Raw genomic sequence first — 25,412 nt, forward strand, 5'->3', positions numbered from 1 at the left:
AAAATGAAAGCGTTTTATTTTAGTGGGGTTTATACAATTAAGGTGGGAAGAGGGGATTGGATGGCGAGTGTAGTAGAATGGTTAGTAGGACAGGTCTGGAGTATTGGATTAGTAATTTTTGCATTAGGAGCTGGGATTTACTTCTCTGTTATAACAAGATTTGTACAAATTCGTTATTTTATAGAAATGATAAAATTACTTAGAGAAGGCAAAAGTTCAAACGAAGGCATTTCATCTTTTCAAGCTTTTTGTTTATCATTATCTGGCCGTGTGGGAGTTGGGAATATTGCGGGGGTAGCAACAGCAATTGCTTTCGGTGGTCCTGGAGCTGTGTTTTGGATGTGGGTGATGGCGTTGCTCGGCGGGGCTAGTGCATTTGTAGAATCGACCCTTTCTCAGTTGTATAAAACGAAAGTTGGAGATGAGTATCGCGGGGGAACACCGTATTTTATTGAAAAAGGTTTAAAAATGAAATGGTTTGCGGTTCTTGTTGCAATTGTTGTTACACTTTCTTATGGATTGTTATTACCAGGAATACAATCAAGTAGCATTGCAGTTGGATTTGAAAATTCGTCTCAAATAAGCAAATACATTACAGGTATTTTATTAGTAGCTTTACTTGGTGCAATTATTTTTGGTGGTGTAAAACGAATTGCAGTTGCTTCACAAATGTTAGTCCCTTTTATGGCAATTGGGTATGTAATCGTTACATGTATAGTACTACTTGCCAATGTAACAGAAATCCCAACTATGTTTGCCCTTATTTTTTCTAGTGCATTTGGAACAAACGAACTATTTGGAGGAATTGTTGGAGCTGCGATTGCTTGGGGTGTAAAACGAGCTGTTTTTTCAAATGTTGCCGGTGTTGGTGAAGCAACATATAGTTCAGCGGCTGCTGAAGTGTCACATCCTGCGAAGCAAGGTCTCGTGCAAGCTTTCTCTGTTTATATTGATACAATTGTTGTCTGTACAGCAACTGCACTTATGATTTTAATAACAGGAATGTATAATGTAACACCAGAAGGACAAAAGCCTATCGTTCAAAAGATGGGAAATATAGAAGCTGGTCCGGTTTATACACAACAAGCTGTAGAAACAATATTCCCTGGATTCGGTCCATTATTTGTCTCCATCGCAATCTTTTTCTTCGCTTTTACTACACTACTTGCTTACTACTATATTGCAGAAACTACACTCATTTATTTAGATCACAAATTCAAATGGAAATGGTTAAAAACTGTACTGAAAGTTGTTTTTTTGATTATGGTTTATATCGGAAGTGTTGAATCCGCTTCTCTCTTATGGAACCTTGGAGATTTAGGAATTGGCAGTATGGCTTGGCTCAATCTTCTTGCCATTATATTATTAACAAAGCCAGCTTTAAAAGTATTAAAAGACTATGAAAAGCAAAGGAAAGAAGGAAAAGATCCAGTATTTGATCCGAAACAAGCTGGAATTGAAGGTGTTGAGTTTTGGGAAGATGTGTATACGAATAAAGAAGGAATGGTTGTAGAAGAAAGTGTTTCTACTGATAATAATCTCAAATTATAGTGAAAAATAGCTCCCGCATGCTATCTTTTTGGATATAATCATTGTCTTTGTAAATACTAAACCTCATATATTATGTAATGGAGGGAATATGATGGAATATCAACAAAATTCTACAAATGAAGCACTTGTTCATTACAAAGAAGGGCTCGGTAAGTTTACCCAGCAAATACCTGACGTCGCAGAAGCTTATAATGCCTTTACGCAGGCCTGTTTTCAAGAAGGTACTTTAACAAAACGCGAGAAACAGTTAATTGCATTAGGCATTAGTTTAGCAATGCAAGATGAATACTGTACAATTTATCATACGAAAGGTTGTATTGATCAAGGTTGTTCCGATAAAGAAGTACTAGAAGCATGCGGCGTGGCGGCAGCTTTTGCAGGTGGAGCAGCTATGAGTCAAGCGGTGACGTTAGTGCAAGAATGTATGACGGAATTAAGAGGATCACAACATTAAATAGCACATTACGGAGGTATATAGGTTAGCGATTTGTAAAATCTCCATTGATTTATCCCGCATTAACGGGCTATAAGACTCCCACCCCAAAGCTTAGGGAAGTGAAGAAGTTTAGGTAGGAGATAAACAGCCCATAAAAGCCCGATTCGTTCAACTAACAATCAGTGGGGGGATAGAGGAAACCCCGACTGATTGAAGTTTCACTTTATTGTAAGAAAAAGGTAAAAGGGTGTTGCATGTAACACCCTTTTTACTTTAAATCTTGTGACATGCGCACCATGTCTAGGCACTGTATACCATTTTCAAAAATTGGTTCGTCGTAATGTCGTATAAAGAAATCTTTATCAATATGAGTCATTCTAAAACCACATTTTTGATATAGTGCTAATTGAGTCACCCCTGAATTACCAGTTCCAATTTCAATTGTTTTGTATCCTTCCTGTTTGGCTATTTCAATTGCATGTTGTACAAGTTGTTTACCGTATCCTTTTCCGTGTTGTTCTTCTTCAATAGCTATATTTACGAGTTCTACTGTTTCTGGGCGAGTAGGAATAAGGACATATGTACCTATAATTCGTCCACCTGTCTCCATCACATAACATTGACCTCTCGTTATATATTCCTTTATAAGTTTCTCTGAAGGGTCTGCTAATAATAATAGTTGCATCGGTACATCCTCTAACTCTTGCAGTAATCGAATAACCATCTTTTCCTCCTGTTTGATTTTTAGATTTACCAATATTGTACAATAGATAAGATAGTAAGAAAAACATATAAATTGAACTTGAGAAAGTTCCGAAATAGACGAATAGACAACTAGATTCCGTTATAATGTAGATAAGATGACTGTGTAGGGTCATATGTCATCACTCTATCGTTTGAGGGGGAAAAGGGATGAAAAGGAAAGGAAACAGGTTAAAAGATTCGATTCGTATTTCTTTACTATGCGGGGCATGTATGATTGGACTGTCTACATTTAGTTTTGCGGGAAAGGCTTCGGCACATGGATATGTTGAATCACCAGCAAGTCGTGCGTATTTATGTAAGCAAGGTGTGAATGTGAACTGTGGCCTTGTTCAATATGAACCACAAAGTATAGAAGCACGTGGATCATTTCCGCAGCTTGGTCCATCTGATGGACAAATTGCGGGCGGTGGTATATTTCCAGAGTTAGATGCACAATCTATTGATCGTTGGGAAAAGGTAACGTTAAACGGAGGAAAGAACACATTCCAATGGAAATTAACAGCACCGCACAGTACGAGAGAGTGGAAGTATTATATTACAAAGAAAGATTGGGATCCAAACAAACCATTAACACGCTCACAGTTAGAAACAATTCCTTTTTATCAAAAAAATGATGGTGGAGTTAGACCAGGAAACACAGTTGTACACGAAGCAAATGTACCAACAGATCGCAGTGGCTATCACCTTATTTTAGCTGTTTGGGAAATTGCTGATACACCAAATGCTTTTTATCAAGTTATTGACGTAAATCTTGTAAACAATGGTTTGCCAAATGTGATATCTTCACTTCATACACAGGCTGTTCCGTCAGTCTTTCCATATGAAACGGTTGCTAAGTCTGAGTCATCAATTGAAAGTACAGAAATATTATGTGGAATAGAAGAAAATAAATAAATTCCGGAATATAAAAACTGAATTTTATGTTAAATACCATTCAAGATTATTTGAATGGTATTTTCTTGTGAAGAGGAAAATCTATGGTAGATTGCGAAAAAAATGCAGTTATTTATAAAAAAATCCCTTTAAAATATTGTCATATTTGCTCCTATAAGATATTCTTTTGTTGAAGAGGTGGAAATCATGGAAAAAGTACTAGTTTTCGGGCATAAAAACCCAGATACAGATGCAATTTGTTCTGCGATTGCTTACGCAGAGTTAAAAAAAGAATTAGGAATGAACGCTGAGCCTGTACGTTTAGGTGAAATCAGCGGTGAAACACAATTTGTTTTAGACTATTTTAAAGTAGAAGGACCACGTTTCGTTGAGACAGTTGCAAATGAAGTTGATAACGTTATTTTAGTTGACCATAACGAGCGTCAACAAAGTGCAAACGACATTGAGTCTGTTCGTGTATTAGAAGTAATCGATCATCACCGTATTGCAAACTTTGAAACAAGCGATCCTTTATACTATCGCTGTGAGCCAGTTGGATGTACAGCTACAATCTTAAACAAAATGTACAAAGAAAACGGTGTTGCAATTCGTAAAGAAGTTGCAGGTTTAATGCTATCTGCAATCATTTCAGATTCTTTATTATTCAAATCGCCAACTTGCACAGAGCAAGATGTTGCTGCTGCTCGTGAGTTAGCTGAAATCGCTGGCGTTGACGCAGAAAGCTACGGTTTAGAAATGCTAAAAGCTGGTGCAGATTTAAGCGGTAAAACAATGGAGCAATTAATTTCTCTTGACGCAAAAGAATTCCAAATGGGTTCTGCGAAAGTTGAAATTGCACAAGTAAACGCTGTTGATACAAACGACGTGCTTGCACATCAAGCAGAATTAGAAAAAGTAATTTCTGCAGTAGTAGAAGAAAAAGGCTTAGACCTATTCTTCTTCGTTGTAACAGACATCTTAACAAATGATTCTGTTGGACTTGCAATCGGTAAAGCAGCAAACGTTGTTGAGAAAGCATACAACGTAACATTAGAGAATAACACAGCACTATTAAAAGGTGTAGTGTCTCGTAAGAAACAAATCGTTCCTGTATTAACAGAAACGTTCCAAACTGTATAAGATAAAAAAGAAGAACAAGTGGGAAATCTGCTTGTTCTTTTTTGTGATAAAATGGAAATGTTCAGTTTATTTTCTTATGCAGAAAGGATGTTACATATGTTTTTTCTACAAATGGCAGGATTCCCTGGCTCTGGGAAATCGACATTAGCTAGAGCAATAGCTAAACATACAAATGCAGTAATTATCGATCATGATATTGTGAAGTCAGCACTGTTACAATCTTTAGAAGCTCATCATGTACAAACAGATGCAGCTGGTCATATTTCATACAGCATTGAATGGTCTTTAATTGATTTTCATTTATCTCAAGGGCATAGTGTAATACTAGATAGCCCTTGCTTTTATGAAGAAATGCTTCAAAAGGGGAAAGATTTATGTGAAAAATATGGAGCACAGTATAAATATATTGAATGTTACTTAAATGATAGAAAAGAGATCAATAGAAGACTAAAGAGTCGTGAGAGAATGATTAGTCAAATTGAAGAAATTGCTTCGGAATCTGGGTTTCATACTTGGGTGAATAATAGTAAAAAGCCTGAGAAAGATTCATATCTTGTTGTAGAATCAGGAAAACCATTACATACATACTTAGATGATGTAATCATTTATATAAATGATTAGAGAAGGAACGATTAAGAAAATGAAAAGATTATGTATTATCCCATGTGGAGCAAAGAAAATTTGGGATAAATATCCGCAAGAAGGACCGACAGAAGCGCGTCACACTTACATAAGCCCTTTTGGCAAAGCATGCCAAGCTTATGCATCGCAGTTTTTTGAAAACTGGGTGATTTTATCTGCAAAACATGGATTTTTATTTCCTACTGACATCGTAAAAGAAAACTACGATCTTGCTTTTGATTCGAAAAGTTCTGAGATTATTTCAATTGAAAGCTTACAAACTCAAATGAAAGAGAAGGGGTTACTTGAATTTGATGAAGTTGTTTTACTAGCAGGAAAAAAACATAAAAAAGTAGTAGAGAAGTTGTATTCAAAAGAAAAATTGGTATACCCGTTAGAAGGATGTAAAGGAATTGGTTATATGTTACAAAACCTAAAGCATGCGATTAATAATCAGGAAGAGATACAATGAATTTTTAAAGAAAAACCTTGTGTTCGTTCCAAAAGGAAAGGTGAGAGGTTGCAGTATCATGTGAGAGCTAATAAGGCTCTCTTTTTTAGCACATTTGGGGTAAAATTATGGTATATATTCGACGGATAGGAACATAATTAACTTATTAACGGTGGATACCAGTTTATGTATTCACATATTTTTAACATATTAGAGGTATTAAGCCATAATAAATATACATTTTATGCTATACTATTAAACGTTCCAGTTGTCAGACGACTGAAGAGTGGAACGATTATGATGTAAATACGAAAGGGGCAAAATCCTAATGAATTATGCTAAATTAATTGATCATACGTTATTAAAACCAGATACGAAAAAGGAAGCAATTATTACATTATGTGAAGAAGCGAAAAAGTATGGATTTGCATCTGTATGTATAAACCCAACTTGGATTGAAACAGCAGCTGAACTATTAAAAGGAACAGACGTAAAAGTATGTACAGTAATCGGTTTCCCTCTTGGAGCAAATACACCAGAGACAAAAGCATTTGAAGCGAAGGATGCGATTGAAAAGGGTGCAACAGAAGTTGATACAGTAATTAATATTGGTGCGTTAAAAGATAAAAATGATGAGTTAGTAGAACGTGATGTACGCGCAGTTGTAGAAGCTGCGAAAGGAAAGGCGCTAGTAAAGGTTATCATTGAGGCTTCTCTATTAACAGAAGAAGAAAAAGTTCGCGCTTGTGAACTAGCTGTAAAAGCTGGCGCAGATTATGTAAAAACATCAACTGGTTTTTCAACTGGTGGGGCGACAGTAGAGGACGTAGCGTTAATGAGAAAAACTGTAGGTCCAGAAATTGGAGTGAAACCATCTGGTGGTGTACGTAGTGAACAAGATTTAGAATCTATGGTAAAAGCTGGTGCAACTCGTATTGGTACAAGTTCTGCTATCGCACTATTGAATGGAAAAGCGCAAGAAGTAGGCTATTGAAACTAATATTTTTCCTAGGTTGTGGAGATTCCACAACCTTTTTGTTTCAGTTTCATCGCATAACTGTATTAGAAGTTTACTACTCCTCCAATATGATGTATATGAATAGAAGGGGTGTAATAAATAATTGGATGTGTTACTGGATGATAAATCGCTTGAGGATAATGCATAGGTGCTACACCTGGAACATGTGCATATTGCCATATAAACGGTGACTGAATCCCTACATCAGACGATGCGGTATGAACAGGAGCAACGTGTACTGGGGGAGATGTGACGACAGGCGAAACGATTCGAAGCGGTAGAAAATACATGAACAATCACTCCTAAATAGAAAGTATGTAGCAGTATATGCTTTTCATTCACCTGTATGTGCACCTAAGAATATAGATAGACAAAAACACGGATTTAGTAAAGAAATCCGTGTTTTTTTATGTAGACGTACGTTCTATTATTTGTAGAGGGAGTTCAACGCGCTTTATATTTGTCGTTTCATGCATAATGTTTTCATATAACAACGTAAACGCTGTCTTTCCAATTAATTCACTTGAACTCGCAATCGTTGTAACGTCAAACATTTCTCCGATTGGTTGATCATCACAGCCGATTATCGAGATATCTTCTGGAATTCGGAATCCTTGAGACTGTAATTCTTTTCGAATACTTGCTGCAATATGATTACAAGAAACTAATAGAGCTGTAGGCCTTTTTTTCATCTGTAATAGTTGTTTCGCAACCTTTTTGCCATCTTCAATCGTTAAACATTCTTCAAGTGCCCACTCTTGTATAAAATCCGTTCCAATTTTTTGTAATCCTTCTATGTATGCACGTTTTCGATGTGGGGTATTATGGCTACTTTTCCTTCCGATACAATATCCGATTTTTGCATGACCTTTTTGGATGAGATAATCCATTCCCGCTTTAAATGTTTTGTAGTAATCGATATGTACACTTGGGACAGAGGGGGCAACATTTGCTTCACATGTTACAATTGGCGCATATGTTGCGAATTGTTCAATAAGACTGCAATCATTTAATTTTGAACATAAAATAAGGCCGTCCATTCTTTTGTTTTTAAGCATATGTAAAACTTCTTTTTCTTTACTAGCATTGTTATTCGTTTGGCATACCATTATATGATAATCGTGTTTTGCAGCTTCTTTAGAAATCCCTTCTAATATGGAGCTATAATACTGGTTATTCATGACAGGTAGTGAAATACCGATTACGTTTGTTTTTCCTTTTGAAAGGTGAACGGCATTGCTATTTGGCGTATAGTTTAGTTCTTCCATTACACGAAGAATTTCTGCACGTTTTTGTTCATTTACATACGGATGATTATTTAGTACACGTGAAACTGTTGAAACAGATACATTCGCTAGTTTTGCTATTTGTCGTATTGTTGCCACATTCATTCTCCTTTGCTTCATCCAGTATAAAAAAATATATATAGAAATACAATGACCCTCTTGACCTGGAACGCGTTTCATCTTTTATGATTTCTCTATGAAAGAAAAGGAGATGGGATAGTTTGAAGTATGAGTATATATTTTTTATTGGGGGATTATTCATTTTAGCATTAGGTATTAATATGATGACGACTGTTACGGACCTTGGATTAAGTCCTTACGATTCCTTATTTATCGCATTGTATGAAAACTTCGGCAAAAGTATTGGCTTTTGGATGTTTGTAATTAATTTTATCTTTGTCATTATAGTGTTTTGTTTAAATAAAAAATACTTATCACTTGGCACAATTGTGACAATGTTTTTAATTTCAATTTTCGTAGATTTTATTGGTTCTATTGATACTGTGATGGCAGCAATTAAGGCGATGCCAAAATTATTAACGATGGCATTAGGAAATATATGTGTAGGGTGTGGGATTGGTATTTATGTTTCCGCAAATATATGTACAGCACCTCAAGAATCATTTGTGTTAGTTGTTTCAAAAATGGCGAAGTGGACATTCAGAAAAACAGAGATCTTTTTAGCTTGTTTATTTTTGACAGCTAGCTTTTTATTAGATGGACCGATTTACTTTGGAACAATCGTTTTATCATTTACAACGGGATATATTATTCAAGCGGCAATTCAAGTTGGAAATGCATCATTAAAACGATTAAAGAAAGAAGAAACTTTATCACATGTAGCATAGAGAGAAGGAACAAGCAAATATATGCTTGTTCCTTTTTTGCGTTTATGTACGTAATGTACCTTTTTCAATATGTAAAAAATCAAATGCAGCAACAAACCCTTTTCCTTGTGGGCTGCATGCGTATAAGCCACACTGAAATATAGATTCATTTGTATCTTCCATCAATCTTGCAATACGTAACTGATTCCAGTTTTGTACGTTTAACTCGTCTAAAGAAAAATCTCGGTTGGGATCCGCTTCTAAAAATTCAACAATATAATCACATTGTTCTCTTCGAATGCGAAGGTATATATCTGAAGAGCCTTTCTTATAGTTTTGTGTAGACCAATCTGAATATCCATTATTTGTAATAACCGCACCAAGTTTACACATTCCGTTTGGTTCATATTCTATTGAGGTTTTTAACCAACAATCTTTTGAGAATCTTACCATTAATCCAGCTTGATCATATTGATGCATAGGATACGATTTTACTCGCGTCGTTATGATTACATCTTCATTTGTTTCCGCATATAAGAAATGACCGTTATCAACTTCAAACCCATAGTGTGTTTTTTGCCAGTAGTCAGTCATCGCATTTGGTTTTAAAATAAGTCCCTTTTGTGGATGGAAGTCCCATTCATCTGGTTCACAATACCACTGTAAATTTGAATGAATTACATTGTTTCTAAAATTATCATGTAGTAATAAATTCATTATAAGGCTCCTTTATTTTTTATATGATTTTAACAATCTATTATTGATGAATTAGGAAGCAAAGGACGATGAAAAACAGGTGATGAAAGTACTACAGATGTATTAATTTGTCCAAAAGGTACAAGTCGATCAACGAGAGCTTTCAATTCATTCATTGAAGAAACTGCAGCTTTTATAAAATAACTGTTTGCTCCTGTTATGCGGTGACATTCTAAAATGTCCATTTCCTTTTGTATGATTTCTTCAAAGCGATGGCATTCTACTTTAAGGTTCCCAACTTGAATGATAACAAGGGTTCCTTTACCAATCTCTTCATGTGAAATCTTTACTGTAAACCCTTGGATTACACCACTTTCTTGTAATCGACGTAATCGTTCGTTTACGCTTGGCCGGCTTAAGTTTAATTCTTTTGATAATTGAATAATGGTCATTCGCCCATCTTTTTGAAGCAATTTTAATATGTTTTGATCGATTTCATCCAAATTTTCCGCCTCCATTTCCTAATTGTAAATAATTATATTATTTTTTATGCAAATCAGAAAGTTTATATTGGATAATTCCTCCATTAATTTATATAAAAACTGGAAATAAACTTCTATAATGCAATTATATGAAATTTAGAGGGGGATAACGATGTCACAACCATTAAAACAAACGATTTCTGTTTCACAAGGGGTTGCATTATATGTTGGAGCTGTATTAGGATCAGGAATTTTAATACTCCCTGGTATGACGGCTAGTATTGCGGGCTCAAATGCATTAGTTTCATGGATGATAATGGTAGCTCTTAGTATTCCATTAGCTTGTACGTTTGCTTTTCTTTCTATTGAATTTCCTAGTTCAGGGGGGATTTTAACTTTTGCAAAGAAAGCGTTTGGGTATTATGCAGGAGCAATTTCTGGATGGTTCTTTTTTATTGCAGGAAGTGTAGGACAAATTATTGTCGCGTTAACAGGTGGAACGTACATTGCTTTTGCATTCAACTTACCACACGTTGCTGCATATACGATTGCAGCAGTTCTACTTATCATTGCGGTTATTGGAAACTACATGGGGCTACAAACAAGTGGAAAAGTACAATTAGGCTTGGCAACTCTTACTTTGTTGATTCTTCTTGGTACATCTATACTAGCTTTGCCAACTATTGCTTATGAAAATATAAAACTGGATATCTCAAAAGAAAGCGTTATACCAATTGGTCAATCTACGATGCTAATCTTTTGGTCATTTTTCGGGTGGGAGGCGATTTCAAGTTTGGCACCAGAGTTTAAACAGCCAAGGAAACGAAATATTATGAAGGCTACATGGTGGGCAATTATTATTATTGGCGTATTGTATATAGGAATTGCTTTCGCAGTAATTGGTACGGCATCGTATTCAGTAGGCACACAAACAATGGATCAAGCAATGAATCATGCGGCAATTGCTCAAGTTGTAGAAAAAGTAGTTGGCGTGAACGGCTCCATTGTAACAGCTATTCTCGCATTTATTATTTGTTTAGGGACAAACAATGCTTTCATTGCTAGTATGAGTCGTCTAGGATATTCGTTAGCTCGTGAAAACTTAGCGCCATCATGGTTAAATAACATAAATAAAAAATATGAAACTCCTAGTCGCGCTGTTTTCGTAGTAGGGGTGATTGCATTAGTAGGATTATTTATCAGTTTCGTATTTCATATTAGCTTAGAGCAACTTGTATTCATTCCAAACTCATTAGCGATTGCTACCTATATTGTTGGAACAGCTGCTGGGGTAAAGTTAATTACAAACACTTTCGGAAAGGTGCTCGCACTAATTGCTTGTATACTTTGTCTTGCCGCTTATCCATTTATCGGTACGTTCATTATGGTTCCAGTAGTTGTTGCTTTTGTGTGCTTAGGATATATAGTTTGGAAGAGACGCTCCATTTTCAACAATTCATTTTGAAGGTATTTCTATTTTGATATCGAAGTAAAAACTTATAGATTAATATTTAAAATAGGAGAATGAGCAATGTATATAAAAACAAAAAGGTTATTTATACGAGACTTTGAACCTAATGATTGGCGAGCTGTACACGAATATACATCGAATGAACATGTTATGAAATATATACCAGAAGGGTTATTTTCTGAAGAGGACACAAAGAAGTTTGTAATTCATAACATAGGTGAAAAGGCAGAGAAATTTCCGGTCATCTTACAGAGTGAAAATACTGTAATTGGTCACATTGTATTCCATAAATATTTTGGCGATCATACTTATGAAATTGGATGGGTATTCAACCCGAAATATTTTAATCAAGGATATGCTTCAGAAGCCGCAAAAGCGATAGTGACATACGGATTTGAAGAAATAGGGTTACATAGAATCATCGCCACATGTCAGCCCGAAAATACTCCATCGTACCGAGTAATGGAGAAGATTGGAATGAGGAGAGAAGGTTACTTTAAAAAGTGCATTCCTCATGGTACGGAGTGGTGGGATGAATATTATTATGCTGTACTAAGAGAAGAGTGGTAGTAAAAGAAACAGATTTCTTATGAAACAATAGAAATCTGTTTCTTTTTTACTTATCGTTACTTTTTAACAGAAAGAATACGATGATTTTATAAAGTAGAAATGAAAAAACATATCCCATGCATATCCAATTCCTCATGTTATAATGACAGCATAAGAAAAATAAGAAAAAGCAGGTGGATTTTTTGTATACGAAAGCGCTTGAGATGTTATCCTCTCATTTTGGATATACGTCCTTTCGAAAAGGGCAAGATGAAACGATACAACATGTATTAGACGGGAAAGATACAGTTTGTATTATGCCAACTGGTGGTGGTAAATCATTATGTTATCAAATACCAGCGCTCGTATTTGAAGGAACAACATTAGTTATTTCACCGCTTATTTCACTTATGAAGGACCAAGTAGATACACTTCTTCAAAATGGGATTTCAGCTACATACATTAATAGTTCTATATCAATGACAGAAGCGAATCATAGACTACAACTTGCAAAGCAAGGTCATTATAAATTGTTATATGTGGCACCGGAGCGTTTAGATTCAGTTGACTTTATTGATCAGCTACTTGATATGAATATTCCGCTCATAGCAATTGATGAAGCGCATTGTATTTCGCAGTGGGGCCATGATTTTCGTCCAAGTTATTTACATATTCATCGTGTACTTGATTATTTCCATACAAAACCGATTGTACTTGCCTTAACAGCAACTGCAACGCCGCAAGTACGTGAAGATATTTGTCGTTCTCTTGAAATCGATGAAGCAAGTACAATTATGACAACGTTTGAGAGGGAAAATTTATCTTTTTCTGTTGTAAAAGGACAAGACCGTGACGCTTACTTATCACAGTATATCCGTCAAAATGATAAAGAATCTGGTATTATTTACGCGGCAACGAGGAAGGTTGTTGACCAGCTTTATGAAAAGCTAAATAAAGAGGGGACCACTGTTGCAAAATATCACGCAGGGATGAGTGATACTGATCGAAATGAACAGCAGGAGCGTTTTTTACGAGATGAAGTGAGTGTTATGGTTGCAACATCTGCCTTTGGAATGGGGATAGACAAATCCAATATTCGTTATGTAATTCATTATCAGTTACCGAAAAATATGGAGAGTTATTATCAGGAAGCTGGTCGTGCTGGTCGTGATGGCTTAGATAGTACATGTATTTTGCTATATTCACCGCAAGATGTACAAGTGCAGCGCTTTTTAATTGACCAATCAACTGGAGAGTCTAGATTTTCTAATGAATTAGAAAAATTACAGTATATGACCGATTATTGTCATACAGAACAATGTTTACAATCCTTTATTTTAGAATACTTTGGAGAACAGCCAAAGGATGATTGTCATCGCTGCGGTAATTGTACGGATGAAAGGCAAAGTGTAGATGTAACAAAAGAAGCACAAATGGTGTTATCATGTATGATTCGAACGAATCAACGCTTTGGAAAACAAATGATCGCGCAAGTATTAACAGGATCAAAGAATAAAAAAGTAATTGAGTTTAACTTTCATACGTTACCGACATATGGATTATTATCCAATCGTAGCGTAAAGGATGTTAGTGAATTTATTGAGTTTTTAATTTCGGAAGAATTAATTGCAGTAGAGCATGGGACCTACCCTACATTAAAAGTAACGACGAGAGGAAAAAACGTACTACTAGGTAATGAAACAGTACTACGAAAAGAACAAGTAGAGACGAAAAAAATTGTTCAAGATCATCCATTATTCGAAGAGCTTCGTCACGTTCGAAAAGAAATTGCACAAGGGGAAGGCGTTCCTCCGTTCGTTATTTTCTCAGATCAAACACTGCAAGATATGTGCGTGAAAATGCCGCTAAACGAAGAAGACTTACTGCAAGTAAAAGGGATTGGTGAACATAAACTGAAAAAATATGGTTCATTCTTTTTACAAGCTGTTCACGCATTTATAGAAAACAATCCAAATTATAAAGAAACGATTCAAGTTCAAACTGTAACAGAACAAAAACGTCCAGCAAAGGCGTCAAAAGGGTCCCATCTTGAAACTTATGAAATGTATAAAGAAGGAACAGACTTAATTGAAATCGCAAAAGATCGCGGTTTATCACGTCAAACAGTAGAAAATCATTTAATTCGTTGTCATGAAGAAGGAATGGAAGTACAGTGGGAGCATTTTGTTCCAGCACAATATACAGCAATGATTGAAGATGCAGTAAAGCAGGCAACGGGTGGCTTGAAATCTATGAAAGAATTACTTCCTGAAGAAGTAAGCTACTTTATGATTCGTGCTTATTTACAAATGAGAAAGTAAATGATATAGGGAGATGGAGAAAGATGCATTATGTATTTGTATACGGAACACTTCGAGAAGAGGAAACAAATGCACACTTTTTAAAGGGGGCGACATATATAGAAAAGGACGCTTGGATATATGGCTTATTGTTTGATACGAACGAAGGCTATCCAGCGATGATCTTACCTAGCGACCAAAAGGTGTTTGGGGAAGTATATGAAGTAGATGATGTAATGTTACAAGCGTTAGATGAACTAGAAGAATACACTGGAAATCCAAAAGAAGATTTATATGATCGTAGTATTCAAACAATATACATAGGGGACAAAACGTTACAAGCGTATGTATATACTGCACAGCAGCAAGACATTTTAAAGATCCCAATTGTTAGTGGTGATTGGGTGTTGTACCGGAAATCACTATGTGAACAATCGTAGAAGGGATGAGGAAATTTGTTAAAGGAGAAAGAAGAGATTGTTACTCATCATCTAGAGGCGATAAACTGGGTGTATGCATTAAGAACGCTAACAGAAGAACAGTGGAGACAGCCCCTTCAAAAAGAGAAATGGAGTACATCAGAAATTATTGGACACCTTATATGTTGGGATCAGTTTGTATTAAGGAAGCGTATTCCTTATTTCTTCACGAACGAATCAATGCCAAGCAGCCCAGATGCTAAAATTGTGAACGATGAAGCTGCTGCTAAAACTAGGCAAAGTGAACAAATTGCTACCATTACAGAGTTTGTTGAAACGAGACGACAACTTTTAGATGCTTTATATGAGATAGATCGTGACTTATGGTTGCAAGACATTTTGGTTGGTACAAAAAGGCTCACACTATATGAATATTTTTTAGGTTTAGCTAAACATGATAGACATCATTTTGAACAGATTGTAAGTAAAATCACAAATGGTGGATTCATTGGTAAATAATCATTTTCAAAAAGTGCACTCTTTATTAAGTAGAGTGCACTTTTTATTATGTAAAATAATGATTTTAGGAAAATAAAGGTAATATATGTGTTATAATGGAAAAGAAAAATCTTAAGGCGAAGTATCTTTTAGAAAAAATTGCCCTTTTATGTTAGATATTATGAAAGCTCAGAAATACAGTTCCATATACAACTGTAAATTGAAATTTCCCCTTGACTTACTAGTTCTCTTTTTAATACAATGATTTTCTGACTGAAAATTTAACATATTCGAAAAGGGGGCTTTCCAATGAAGGTGATATATGAAACTGAATTACAAAAAATGCAGCAAACGTTACGACAGATGGATGTACAGCTAGAAAGGCTAAAGAACACTCCTATTTATTATGGCGAAGATATAACGGAGCAAGCGCTTGAGAATCAAAGAGAAATCAACCGGAAAAATCTTCGCATTGCAGTACAAGAACCTTATTTTGGGCGTTTAGACTTTCAGGAGGATGCTCAAACAAACATCACCCCAATTTATATTGGAAAAGTCGGCCTGTCAGATGAAGAAACAATGCAACCAATTGTAATTGATTGGCGCGCGCCTGTTGCGAGCATGTTTTATTCGTTTACTGGTGGTGATGATCTCGCATATTATCATTCACCTGATGGATTAATTGAAGGAGACATTCATTTAAAAAGAAATATTGCAATTCGAAAACGTACATTAGAACGTGTTGTTGATACATATGTAAAAGGGAACGAGGATACTTCAATTACAGATGATTTTCTTTTATATCGTTTAGGTGAAAATAAAGATAATAAGTTAAAAGATATCGTTTCAACGATTCAATCGGAACAAAATGATATTATTCGTGCTGAGAAAAACATGCCGCTTATTATTCAGGGGGTTGCCGGTAGTGGAAAAACAACGGTTGCCTTGCATCGCCTTGCGTTTTTAATTTATCAATATCGTGAACAGTTAAAAGCAGAAAAAATGATTATCTTTGCGCCAAATAGTTTATTCCTTGATTATATTTCTAGTGTGTTACCAGAACTTGGTGTAGGTGATATTAAACAAACAACGTTTCAAGATTGGGCACTTCGTACATTAGAGGATGCAGTGTCGTTAAAAGACACTACAAAGCAACTACAACAAGCTTTTTCAGTAGAACGAGACGAAGACTCTATTATGATTAGAAAACAAAAAGGAACAATATCGTTTCAGCAGTTTATTAAAGAACAGCTTGATCAGTTTGAAGAAACATTACTACCTACAAAAGATTTTGAGGCGTGGGATCATGCAGTGATAAAAAAGAAAGACATTCAGCATTGGATTCAAACGGAGTATAAGCATTACCCAATCGCAAAGCGTAGAGAGCGTGTTATAGGGCGCATGAAACGCTGGATTGAAATGGAACTTAAGAAGATTGAAGAAGCAAATGAAAAGAAAGTATTAAAAAAAGAAGCAACAAAAAAGTTGAGTACATATATGAAATATTGGCCTAAAACGAGCGCGTTATCTTTTTATATGTCACTTATGAAAAAAGAGAGTATTACAAGTGTATTGCCAAGTATGCTTGTCCAAGAAACAATTAAAAATTGCCGCAAAAAAGAAGTTCAACTTGAAGATTTAGCACCACTTATTTACATTCATCATCAACTAGAAGGAATTGCACCAGGACAAAAGTTTCATCACGTTGTTATCGATGAGGCGCAAGATTTTTCTCCATTTCAAATTTTTATTTTAAAAGAAGTAACACTAAGTAATTCTTTCACCATTTTAGGAGACTTATCACAAGCTATTTATGATTATCAAGGAATTGACAGTTGGAATGACTTTACTCAATTATTTCAACATGCAGGCTATTATGAGCTCACAAGGAGCTACCGATCGACAAAGGAAATTATCGAGTTTGCAAATGAAATTATTCGCACTGCTAATATTCCGGTTGGTTTAGCAAATCCTGTTTTCCGCAGTGGTGAAAAAGTAAAAGTACTTTCAGCAGAAGATCAATTTACCTCAATCGTTCAAACACTAAAAGATATGCAAAAGAGAAATGTGAAAACAATTGCTGTCGTTACGAGAACAGAAGAAGCATGTCGCGAAATGTATGAGCGCCTACAAGAAAAAGGGATTTCAGTTCATATGATTGAAGCAAATCAAAGTAAATATGAAGGTGGAATTTCAGTTGTACCGGTCTATTTAGCAAAAGGATTAGAGTTCGATGCTGTGTTACTTGCTGATGTAGACGATATACATTACAAAGGTACAGCACATGATGCACAATTATTGTATGTTGCTTGTACACGTTCATTACATGATTTGTGGGTCTTTTACTCTGGAACGTGTTCTCCATTAATTCAAACTATTTCAGAGGAATGAGGGAATATAGAGGGTTTTCAAACGTACGAGAACCCTCAAAATATGTTGTGAGGATAAATTATGATTACTTATAGAAGTAGACTCGTATACGCAGTGTTGATTGTAATAACAGTAATTTTTGGACTAGGATCAAGAAAAATGAGTTACATATTGCCCGATTCCTTGAATGTATACATAGGAGATATATTATGGGCTCTTATGATTTTCTTTGGATTTGGCTTTGTTTTTAAAAACTTTAAGATAAGTAGTATAGCATGTTTAAGTATCATTTTTTGTTATGGAATTGAAATCAGTCAACTGTATCAGGCGGAATGGATCAATGATATTCGAGGAACTATGCTAGGAAGCCTTATACTTGGCCATGGTTTTTTATGGAGCGATTTGGTTGCTTATATAATAGGAATAGGACTAGGGATTTTATTCGAACTTCTATATAAAACTTATAAACGGAGTGAATAAAAGATGGATTTTTCCTTGAAAACAAAGATTATAAATTATTTTATTCGAAACTATAACTGCCATTCTATTATTTTATTTGGACCCCATGCACGTGAAGACGTTACTCATGAAAGTGATATTGATGTGGTATGCTTTACTGATCAGCTAATTAGCAGTAGTAACGATACAAAGATTTTCGGTAGAAAGCGACTAGATGCATGGATTTATGAAACAAAGAAAATGAGAGATATCGATGAGTTCTTACGAATAAGAAGGGGAAAAATCCTTTATGATAATCGAAAAATATGTGAGAAGTTTTTGATAGATATAAATGGATTGTTTAAAAGAGGACCAAAACCATTGACCGAGCAAGAAAAAAAGTTTTTGAAAAGACGTATTTACAAAATGTATTTAAGAACGAAAAACGATGATATGAATGGGAGATTTACATATCATGAGCTTTTAGTCAAAACGTTAGAAAATTATTTCATCTTAAATGGAAGATGGTATTTAGGACCAAAGCATTCGTTGCAGTGGCTACGTGAAAATGACCGAGAAGTTTATGAGCTTTTTGAACTTGTATTAAAGTCAAAAGGTCGTATGAAAGCGATGAAGCAACTGATAAAAGTCACTTTACAACAATAATCGTTAAAAACAGATATCACAATGTTGTATTATAACAACGGAAAAGCGATTCCCGTTTAACGTAAGCAGTTCTGTCTTTGGGTAGAAATATCGTAAATAACATACTAATTAGCAGACCAAATCGCATATTGATTTGGTCTTTTCTAATCCCTATTCTGTCAACGACTATTCGCTTTTAACATATAAAACATCGTAGCAAATAGCACAACAAAAAATAGCGTGACAATGGTTATTATCATCTTGATATTTAGATTGTCTAATTAATTGCTAGTTGCTGTGTTAATTAGATCTTTCATTCAAAAAAAGAATTTGTAATTATATGTCAAAAAATACGTATATTTTAAAGAAATGTACTTGAAATAGAAAGGGAGGATACAATGTTACGTCTAGACCATTTTGTAATCCATATTGATAATGATGTTGAAAAAATAAATAAATTAAAAAAAGAGTTTGATAAACTAAACCTTCCATTTAACCCGCAAAAAGGGAAAGGGACTAAGGGATTTAAAGTAGCAAATTTTTGGGCAGGAGAGCAATATTTAGAAATGCTATATTTAAAAAATTTAGATGGTGGAGGGTGGAAAAGTGAATGGGTAGATAAATATAACCAAGGAAAGCGAGGTATTTTTGGTATATGTTTGTTTACTGATTCGTTGGATGAAATCAAAGAAGGATTAATGAAAAAAGGTTTGGAAATAGAAGGCCCAGAAAGAATTACATTTTCTATGTTTTTTGGGTTATTTAAAAAAAGCTTACCATTTAGAACAGTATATATAAAACCTATTCCTAACAGCGATTTACAAATATTTTTTTTACAAATGGATAGTGAGAAAAAATATGAACTTACAAAAAAATTTATGAAACCAAATGCACAAGATGTGGGTGTTTCCTCTATTTATGAAGCTATCGTGAAGAAAAAATTTTCGAACGAAGAATGGATATTTATTCAAAAGATATTTCCCCAATTAATCGAAGAGCAAGGTAAAAGAACAGTGAATATGGGAGATACAAAATTACATTTTCTATCCACTCAAGATGACTTGCTAACAGTAGATTTGCATTTGAGAGTAGAAAGGAAAGAACACAAAAATAGACGGATTGAGATAGAAAATGTATCGCTCTATCTCAATTAAAAAGCAAACTTTTGAAAAATTACTTTTAAAGTAATGCGGGATAAAATCAACGCTCAGAACAATAATTATCTGAGCGTTTTTTGGGTATGAATTGGTATGCGCTTTTCACTGTGAATTAAAGTTTTCTCCACACTGTTGGAACTACTTATGCTTAATAGAAATCGCTTCTTATGTACAATATGCTTTCTTTTGAGCGAGCCAAGTAATTGCAATAAAGTATCCGATAATTGGTGAAACACCGTATCCCATTAACGGTACGGGGAAGTGTCCAATATATGCTGAGATTAGCAAAATTAGAAAATATAGACCGATGCAAAACGATACTAATTTTTCTTGGCTTGGCGGAGAAAAGATAAATGGGGCGGGTAGTAAAAGTAAAGACATAATCCCTATAATAGACCATCCTATCCCTAGTTTTCTTACTAAATCCATGATGTCCTCCACATATAAAACAGGTGCTAAATGATCGAGGTAAATCCATGATAAAGCTATAAAAACAAATAGCATACAAACTGATAATGCGCGAGAAACTTTAGCATCAGCTTTTCTCCATAGTAACAGTGCCATCGGAATGACAAACGCTGTAAGTTGGGAAGCATCTGGCTGTAAAAACAGAATAACCGTAACAATACATGTGATGAGAAAGGTTTTTCCCCAGTTATTTTGTGATAAACACCTTCCTAACAGTAAGATAAGAAGTGGTAATACAATACTAGCTATATATAACTTTATCGGGCCGAATGAAATCCAGCGATGTACATCATCAATTCTAGGATCTATAAAGGTAAGTGCGAGCAGAAATATAGTACATGCAATAGGAACATATGTTACTTGACCCATGCCTAAAAATTTTCTCTTCCATATTACAAAATAGGAAATGATAACTCCGATTAGAAAAATGATTATGTTTTGCATCCAAATCATTTTTGGAACATTATTTACATTCATAGCAATGACCCCAATTAAAAGTGGCGGTAACATAACGAAAAGCGACAGTACATATGATAACCTTGCTTGAAACATGTTCTAATTCCTTTCTAGTATGAGATGACTATAAGCATTATAGCATTTATAATTGATATATTTGTATCAGAACCCTTAAATTCCTTATAATAGACTATAAAGGAGGAAACAGTATGGTTATTATGAAGGAAAATCGATTCGCATTTATTATATATGGGCTGTTTTTAGGTGCTATCGTTGGTGCAACAGCATGGTTATTTTTAACGGTTGTAAATATTGGTATCCATTTTCTTTGGGATTATATTCCTAATAAACTGGGGGCACCAGCTTATTACACAATTATTGTAACAAGTATTGGCGGTGTTCTTGTTGGATTAACTCAAAAGTACTTTGGTACATATCCGCGTTTAATGCCAGAAGTACTAGGAGAATATAAAGCGACTGGTAGAGTGGATTATCGTTTTATGCATCAAGCGATTATAACAGCTTTGGTTGTGCTAATGTTTGGAGCAAGTTTAGGACCAGAAGCGGCGCTTGTTGGTATTATAGGCGGGCTTTGCACATGGGTAGGGGATCGATTTTCGTTTGCTATAAAAGAAATGAAAGATCTAACAGAAGTTGGAATGGGGGCTATATTAAGTATTATTTTTAACGCACCGTTATTTGGTTACTTAGCCCCAAGCGAAAACGAGAGAGAACAACTTACTGAAATATCTAAAGGTGATAAAACAATTGTATATCTTATCACTATATTATCCGGTTTTTCTGCATTTTTATTTTTAAGCCAATTTGATAACAGAGGGTCATTTATCGTCGATTTCGGAAAATCTACTTTAACCCTGCGTGAATGGCTTGCCTTTTTACCACTTGCTTGTGTAGGTGTTAGTGTAGGGTATTGTTATTTACAAACGGAATACATATTAGAAAAAATAATTCATCCTTTTCAAGAACATAAATTAGCCTTAGCAATTATAGGAGGGCTTTTATTAGGGATTATCGGAACTTTCTTGCCATATACACTTTTTTCAGGTGAACATCAATTAAAAGAACTTGTGCACGATTGGAGTGCATTATCGTTTTGGGTACTATTCTTAACAGGTATTTTAAAATTATTTAGTACAGCTGTTTGCTTAAGTACAGGTTGGCGTGGTGGACATATTTTTCCGCTCATCTTTTCTGGTGCAAGTATTGGTTATGCGATAGCTATCGTTATACCAATTGATCCTATTGCGTCTGTAGCCTTTGTCGTAACGGCTATTTTAAGCTATATCATGCGAAAGCCAATTGCTGTTGTGTTATTGTTACTTATGTTTTTCCCTGTCAATTTGTTGCTACCAATGTTAGGGGCCGCTGCAATTGGCAATGCATTTCCCGTTTTGGCTCATGATAAGGAGTTGTAAGGAAATGTTGATAAAAAACCTTGAGTACTTCTATAACTCAAGGTTTTTTTATCATTCGTTTAAAGTAGAAACAAGTATTATTTCTTCGCCATTTTTAACATCTCACGAATCGCTTCAACGACAACTTCTGGACGATCCATATGAATGGCATGCCCAGCATCTTCAATAATGATATGTTTACTATTTGTAGATAATGTAGTCAGCTCTTTATGGAAATGAATCCATGCTGCCATTGATTCAGGCGTATGATGTGGTTGCGATGTTCCTGTCATAACGAGCAATGGAATGTCGCCGATTGATTTGACAGTGCTTGCTTGCTCTAAACTTTCTTCAACTTCATTTAATGAACCTTCCGCACCAAATTGACTGAAATATGCTTTTCGGACTTCTTCTGAAAATAGAGGTGCCATAATTTTGTTCTGATCCTCGTGACAAGGATCTAACAAAATGACGCCTGCAACTTCTTTTGGATATGTACTTGCAAATAGTCTTACGTTTAATCCGCCAAACGAATGACCAACTAGTATGTAAGGTGGTGTTACATTTGCTTTTTGCAGTAATGTATGCAGGTTTTCAACGGCTTGTTTACTATGTTTAGGTTTGTTGTCACTTTCACTCATCCCAATTCCTGCTCGATCATATGTAAATACCTTTGCTAATTTTGTAACTTCATTTTGGATTGGTGCCCAGTTTTCTAAAGACCAGCCGTATCCAGAATCAAAAATAATAGTGGGATTATCATTATCTTTATCAATATATTCGTAGTAAAGCTTCGTTCTACCTATATTTAACTTTTCACTTACTTTTGTTGTCATTGTAAGGCCTCCTAATTTTTTTGACGCTTCTAGTTTAACAGTATATTATTGAGATTAATAGAATTATTTGTAAAAAAAGATGAACTATATTCTGTATTTTTAGTATAAAAGAGGAGGGAGAAAGCGTTATGTTAATAAAACCAAAAAAATTAAAACGGGGAGACCGTATTGCAACAGTAAGTACTTCGTGGGGCGGAGCAGGTAATCCTGAACTTAGGTGGAGATATGAACAAGGAATAAAAAGGTTAGAAGACGTTTTTGGACTTGTCGTTGTACCTATGCCAAATAGTTTAAAAGGGTCTGAGTATGCTTATGAAAATCCACAAGCTCGTGCACAAGATTTAATGACGGCATTTGCTGATAAAAGCATTAAAGGAGTTATTGCAAATATTGGTGGAGAAGATAGTATTCGCTTACTTCCTTATATTGATTTTAATACTATACGTGAAAATCCAAAAATCTTTATGGGCTACTCTGATGTAACAATTTCACATTTGTTTTGTCATAAAGCAGGGCTTTCTTCGTTTTATGGCCCATCGATTTTAATGGATTTTGCTGAAAATGTTGAGATGGATTCATATACAATTGATATGATAAATCGAACGCTTTTTTCAAATGAGATAATTGGAGAAATTGAACCAGCAAAAGAGTGGACGAGTGAGCGTTTAGAATGGATTGAATCCAATAAACATAAACGACGTACAATGCAGAGAAACCATGGTTATGAGCTGCTGCAAGGTACACATATCGCACAAGGTCGTTTAATTGGCGGATGTATTGAAGTTCTCGAATTTGCAAAAGGAACCAAGCTTTGGCCAGATAAAAAATATTGGGAAAATAGCATTCTCTTCTTTGAAACGTCTGAAGAAAAGCCAGAACCGAATTATATTAAATATTGGCTACGAAACTATGCAGCACAAGGTATTTTACAAGTAACAAAAGGCATTATTTTCGGGAAGCCGCAAGATGAGAAATATTATGAAGAATATAAACAAATCATTTCACAAGTGATGAAAGAATATCATTTAGAAGATTTACCGATTCTTTACAATTTAAACTTTGGTCATACGGAACCAAAATTTATTTTACCTTACGGCGCTATGGCTGAAATAGATTGTGAAAAGAAGACATTCTCAATTTTAGAAAGTGGGGTTCAATAAAGAACAACTTTAGTTAACCCAACCAATTGAGTTTTTATGGGCTTTAATCTCCCACTAAGGCTATTAAGTGGGAGGTTTACAGCTCGTGAATGTAAGATAAAAGGAGTGAAACATATGTCCAATTCATGGAGCAGACCAACATTAAATATTCCTAAGACAAAAAGCGAATGGATTTGGGATATAGTTGGTTTTTTAATGTATTTTGGTTCTATCATTTTTCTAATGGTTATTTGGAATGAACTACCGGAAAAAGTACCTGCACATTATAATGCTGCTGGTGAAGTAGATCGCTGGGGATCAAAATGGGAATTATTAATTTTGCCAGGAGTAGGTCTGTTTATTATTTTGTTAATGCAACTGCTTGAAAAAAGACCTGAAATGCATAATTACCCAAAACGATTTAATGAAACAAACGCAGCTCAGTTTTATTTACATAGTCGGAAAGTTATTAATCAATTAAAAAATGTATGTTTAATTATTTTTTCGGTCATTTTATTTGAATCTGTTTCCATTGCTTTAGGATGGGGAGTGGGTTTAGGTAAATGGTTTCTACCTATATTGATTGCCGGTACAGGTATTCCAATTGTATTAGGGATATTCAAACAGAGGAAAATTAAATAATAAGGTGAATAATTATGTACTTTAAAACAAAAAAAGATTTATGGATAACGGCTGTTTTTTTGATTATGATTTGTCTTTGTATTTTACCGCCTATTTTCCTTTTAGACTTTAAAGTCATAAAATTTTTCATACCATTTTCAGCAGCGATTTTTATGGCATGGATTTGGCTTCGAACAGGTTATAAAATAGTAGATAACGTCCTTAAAATTGATTATGGGCCATTTCAAATGAAAGTTGCTATCGCTGAAATTGAAAGTATACGGAACGTGAAAAATCCGTTTATCGATCCTGCATTATCAATGGATAAAATAGAAATTAATTATTCGAAATGTAAAACAATTGCAGTATCTCCTGTAGATAAAGAAACTTTCATGAAGGAATTATTCAAGTATAATGCAAATATAAAAGTGCAGACGTTTTGAATACGGAAATGTGTAGACATTAAGAAGAACACCACCTAAAT

General features: G+C 34.8%; 27 protein-coding genes and 1 pseudogene. 21 read left to right on the top strand and 7 right to left on the bottom strand.

Going from position 1 to position 25,412, the window contains the following annotated elements; all coding sequences use genetic code 11:
- Nucleotides 1-60 precede the first annotated feature (60 nt).
- On the top strand, nt 61-1,551 hold the full coding sequence (locus tag BAMA_RS09640) for an alanine/glycine:cation symporter family protein (RefSeq protein ID WP_034638579.1): 1,491 nt from the start codon (nt 61-63) through the stop codon (nt 1,549-1,551).
- 91 nt (nt 1,552-1,642) lie between these two features.
- Nucleotides 1,643-2,005, top strand: a complete 363-nt coding sequence (locus tag BAMA_RS09645) for a carboxymuconolactone decarboxylase family protein (RefSeq protein WP_034638580.1) — start codon at nt 1,643-1,645, stop codon at nt 2,003-2,005.
- A gap of 250 nt (nt 2,006-2,255) precedes the next feature.
- Here the strand turns inward: BAMA_RS09645 and BAMA_RS09650 are convergent, their stop codons facing one another.
- Nucleotides 2,256-2,711 (bottom strand): GNAT family N-acetyltransferase, encoded by a 456-nt coding sequence (locus tag BAMA_RS09650; RefSeq protein WP_034638581.1) that lies wholly within the window; start codon nt 2,709-2,711, stop codon nt 2,256-2,258.
- Nucleotides 2,712-2,899: 188 nt separating this feature from the next.
- On the opposite strand from BAMA_RS09650, the pseudogene BAMA_RS09655 reads away from it, so the two are divergent.
- The 5 genes and pseudogenes from BAMA_RS09655 to deoC all read left to right on the top strand — a co-directional run.
- Nucleotides 2,900-3,568, top strand: a pseudogene (locus BAMA_RS09655) (lytic polysaccharide monooxygenase); the annotation flags it as partial.
- Nucleotides 3,569-3,832: 264 nt separating this feature from the next.
- Nucleotides 3,833-4,765 carry a manganese-dependent inorganic pyrophosphatase gene (gene ppaC, locus BAMA_RS09660; RefSeq protein WP_034638583.1) on the top strand — a complete coding sequence of 311 codons (933 nt, stop codon included), beginning with the start codon at nt 3,833-3,835 and terminating at the stop codon, nt 4,763-4,765.
- Nucleotides 4,766-4,861: 96 nt separating this feature from the next.
- Nucleotides 4,862-5,386: a P-loop nucleotide/nucleoside kinase family protein gene (locus BAMA_RS09665; protein WP_034638642.1), complete on the top strand. Its 525-nt coding sequence runs from the start codon at nt 4,862-4,864 to the stop codon at nt 5,384-5,386.
- A gap of 19 nt (nt 5,387-5,405) precedes the next feature.
- On the top strand, nt 5,406-5,858 hold the full coding sequence (locus tag BAMA_RS09670; protein ID WP_034638644.1) for a DUF6884 domain-containing protein: 453 nt from the start codon (nt 5,406-5,408) through the stop codon (nt 5,856-5,858).
- 307 nt (nt 5,859-6,165) lie between these two features.
- Nucleotides 6,166-6,831 (top strand): deoxyribose-phosphate aldolase, encoded by a 666-nt coding sequence (deoC, locus tag BAMA_RS09675; RefSeq protein WP_034638584.1) that lies wholly within the window; start codon nt 6,166-6,168, stop codon nt 6,829-6,831.
- 68 nt (nt 6,832-6,899) lie between these two features.
- Here the strand turns inward: deoC and BAMA_RS09680 are convergent, their stop codons facing one another.
- Together BAMA_RS09680 and BAMA_RS09685 are read right to left on the bottom strand one after the other, a co-directional pair.
- Complete coding sequence (locus tag BAMA_RS09680; protein WP_034638586.1) at nt 6,900-7,145, bottom strand: hypothetical protein; 246 nt, start codon at nt 7,143-7,145, stop codon at nt 6,900-6,902.
- A gap of 117 nt (nt 7,146-7,262) precedes the next feature.
- Nucleotides 7,263-8,240: a LacI family DNA-binding transcriptional regulator gene (locus tag BAMA_RS09685; protein ID WP_034638587.1), complete on the bottom strand. Its 978-nt coding sequence runs from the start codon at nt 8,238-8,240 to the stop codon at nt 7,263-7,265.
- Between the two features lie 122 nt (nt 8,241-8,362).
- Between BAMA_RS09685 and BAMA_RS09690 the strand changes: the two genes are divergently transcribed.
- Nucleotides 8,363-8,989 (top strand): YczE/YyaS/YitT family protein, encoded by a 627-nt coding sequence (locus tag BAMA_RS09690; protein ID WP_034638588.1) that lies wholly within the window; start codon nt 8,363-8,365, stop codon nt 8,987-8,989.
- Nucleotides 8,990-9,031: 42 nt separating this feature from the next.
- Here the strand turns inward: BAMA_RS09690 and BAMA_RS09695 are convergent, their stop codons facing one another.
- Both BAMA_RS09695 and BAMA_RS09700 read right to left on the bottom strand, forming a co-directional pair.
- Entirely contained in the window at nt 9,032-9,685 is a 654-nt protein-coding gene (locus BAMA_RS09695; RefSeq protein ID WP_200874672.1) for a DUF1349 domain-containing protein, read from the bottom strand.
- A gap of 29 nt (nt 9,686-9,714) precedes the next feature.
- Nucleotides 9,715-10,167: an Lrp/AsnC family transcriptional regulator gene (locus tag BAMA_RS09700; RefSeq protein WP_034638591.1), complete on the bottom strand. Its 453-nt coding sequence runs from the start codon at nt 10,165-10,167 to the stop codon at nt 9,715-9,717.
- A gap of 151 nt (nt 10,168-10,318) precedes the next feature.
- On the opposite strand from BAMA_RS09700, the gene BAMA_RS09705 reads away from it, so the two are divergent.
- The 9 genes from BAMA_RS09705 (at nt 10,319) to BAMA_RS09745 (ending at nt 19,990) form a co-directional block, all read left to right on the top strand.
- Nucleotides 10,319-11,611 (top strand): APC family permease, encoded by a 1,293-nt coding sequence (locus BAMA_RS09705; RefSeq protein WP_034638592.1) that lies wholly within the window; start codon nt 10,319-10,321, stop codon nt 11,609-11,611.
- Between the two features lie 66 nt (nt 11,612-11,677).
- Nucleotides 11,678-12,187, top strand: coding sequence for a GNAT family N-acetyltransferase (locus BAMA_RS09710; RefSeq protein ID WP_034638593.1), 510 nt, complete (start codon nt 11,678-11,680; stop codon nt 12,185-12,187).
- A 182-nt stretch (nt 12,188-12,369) separates the two neighbouring features.
- Nucleotides 12,370-14,487 carry a DNA helicase RecQ gene (recQ, locus tag BAMA_RS09715; RefSeq protein ID WP_034638594.1) on the top strand — a complete coding sequence of 706 codons (2,118 nt, stop codon included), beginning with the start codon at nt 12,370-12,372 and terminating at the stop codon, nt 14,485-14,487.
- Nucleotides 14,488-14,510: 23 nt separating this feature from the next.
- A complete protein-coding gene (locus BAMA_RS09720) occupies nt 14,511-14,906 on the top strand; it encodes a gamma-glutamylcyclotransferase family protein (RefSeq protein ID WP_034638595.1) in 396 nt (131 codons plus the stop codon).
- 15 nt (nt 14,907-14,921) lie between these two features.
- The gene (locus BAMA_RS09725) at nt 14,922-15,404 is read left to right on the top strand and encodes a DinB family protein (RefSeq protein WP_034638596.1); all 483 of its coding nucleotides are present in this window, start codon (nt 14,922-14,924) and stop codon (nt 15,402-15,404) included.
- Nucleotides 15,405-15,692: 288 nt separating this feature from the next.
- Entirely contained in the window at nt 15,693-17,774 is a 2,082-nt protein-coding gene (locus BAMA_RS09730) for a HelD family protein (RefSeq protein ID WP_034638597.1), read from the top strand.
- A 60-nt stretch (nt 17,775-17,834) separates the two neighbouring features.
- On the top strand, nt 17,835-18,233 hold the full coding sequence (locus BAMA_RS09735; protein WP_034638599.1) for a ribosomal maturation YjgA family protein: 399 nt from the start codon (nt 17,835-17,837) through the stop codon (nt 18,231-18,233).
- Nucleotides 18,234-18,248: 15 nt separating this feature from the next.
- The gene (locus BAMA_RS09740; RefSeq protein WP_162176061.1) at nt 18,249-18,857 is read left to right on the top strand and encodes a nucleotidyltransferase domain-containing protein; all 609 of its coding nucleotides are present in this window, start codon (nt 18,249-18,251) and stop codon (nt 18,855-18,857) included.
- Between the two features lie 377 nt (nt 18,858-19,234).
- Nucleotides 19,235-19,990, top strand: a complete 756-nt coding sequence (locus BAMA_RS09745; protein WP_034638600.1) for a VOC family protein — start codon at nt 19,235-19,237, stop codon at nt 19,988-19,990.
- Nucleotides 19,991-20,158: 168 nt separating this feature from the next.
- On the opposite strand, the gene BAMA_RS09750 is transcribed toward BAMA_RS09745, so the two are convergent.
- Nucleotides 20,159-21,013 carry a hypothetical protein gene (locus BAMA_RS09750; RefSeq protein WP_034638602.1) on the bottom strand — a complete coding sequence of 285 codons (855 nt, stop codon included), beginning with the start codon at nt 21,011-21,013 and terminating at the stop codon, nt 20,159-20,161.
- A 113-nt stretch (nt 21,014-21,126) separates the two neighbouring features.
- Here BAMA_RS09750 and BAMA_RS09755 point away from each other — a divergent pair, with 113 nt between their 5' ends.
- Nucleotides 21,127-22,353 (top strand): chloride channel protein, encoded by a 1,227-nt coding sequence (locus tag BAMA_RS09755; RefSeq protein ID WP_034638603.1) that lies wholly within the window; start codon nt 21,127-21,129, stop codon nt 22,351-22,353.
- A 77-nt stretch (nt 22,354-22,430) separates the two neighbouring features.
- Here BAMA_RS09755 and BAMA_RS09760 read toward each other — a convergent pair whose 3' ends face one another.
- Nucleotides 22,431-23,168: an alpha/beta fold hydrolase gene (locus BAMA_RS09760; RefSeq protein ID WP_034638605.1), complete on the bottom strand. Its 738-nt coding sequence runs from the start codon at nt 23,166-23,168 to the stop codon at nt 22,431-22,433.
- A gap of 128 nt (nt 23,169-23,296) precedes the next feature.
- Here BAMA_RS09760 and BAMA_RS09765 point away from each other — a divergent pair, with 128 nt between their 5' ends.
- The 3 genes from BAMA_RS09765 to BAMA_RS09775 all read left to right on the top strand — a co-directional run bounded on the left by BAMA_RS09765 (nt 23,297) and on the right by BAMA_RS09775 (nt 25,371).
- Nucleotides 23,297-24,328 carry a S66 family peptidase gene (locus tag BAMA_RS09765; protein ID WP_034638606.1) on the top strand — a complete coding sequence of 344 codons (1,032 nt, stop codon included), beginning with the start codon at nt 23,297-23,299 and terminating at the stop codon, nt 24,326-24,328.
- Nucleotides 24,329-24,442: 114 nt separating this feature from the next.
- Complete coding sequence (locus tag BAMA_RS09770) at nt 24,443-24,949, top strand: DUF1648 domain-containing protein (RefSeq protein WP_034638607.1); 507 nt, start codon at nt 24,443-24,445, stop codon at nt 24,947-24,949.
- Nucleotides 24,950-24,963: 14 nt separating this feature from the next.
- The gene (locus BAMA_RS09775; RefSeq protein ID WP_034638609.1) at nt 24,964-25,371 is read left to right on the top strand and encodes a PH domain-containing protein; all 408 of its coding nucleotides are present in this window, start codon (nt 24,964-24,966) and stop codon (nt 25,369-25,371) included.
- Nucleotides 25,372-25,412: the final 41 nt, after the last annotated feature.

Source organism: Bacillus manliponensis (assembly GCF_000712595.1).
Classification (GTDB): Bacteria; Bacillota; Bacilli; order Bacillales; family Bacillaceae_G; genus Bacillus_A; species Bacillus_A manliponensis.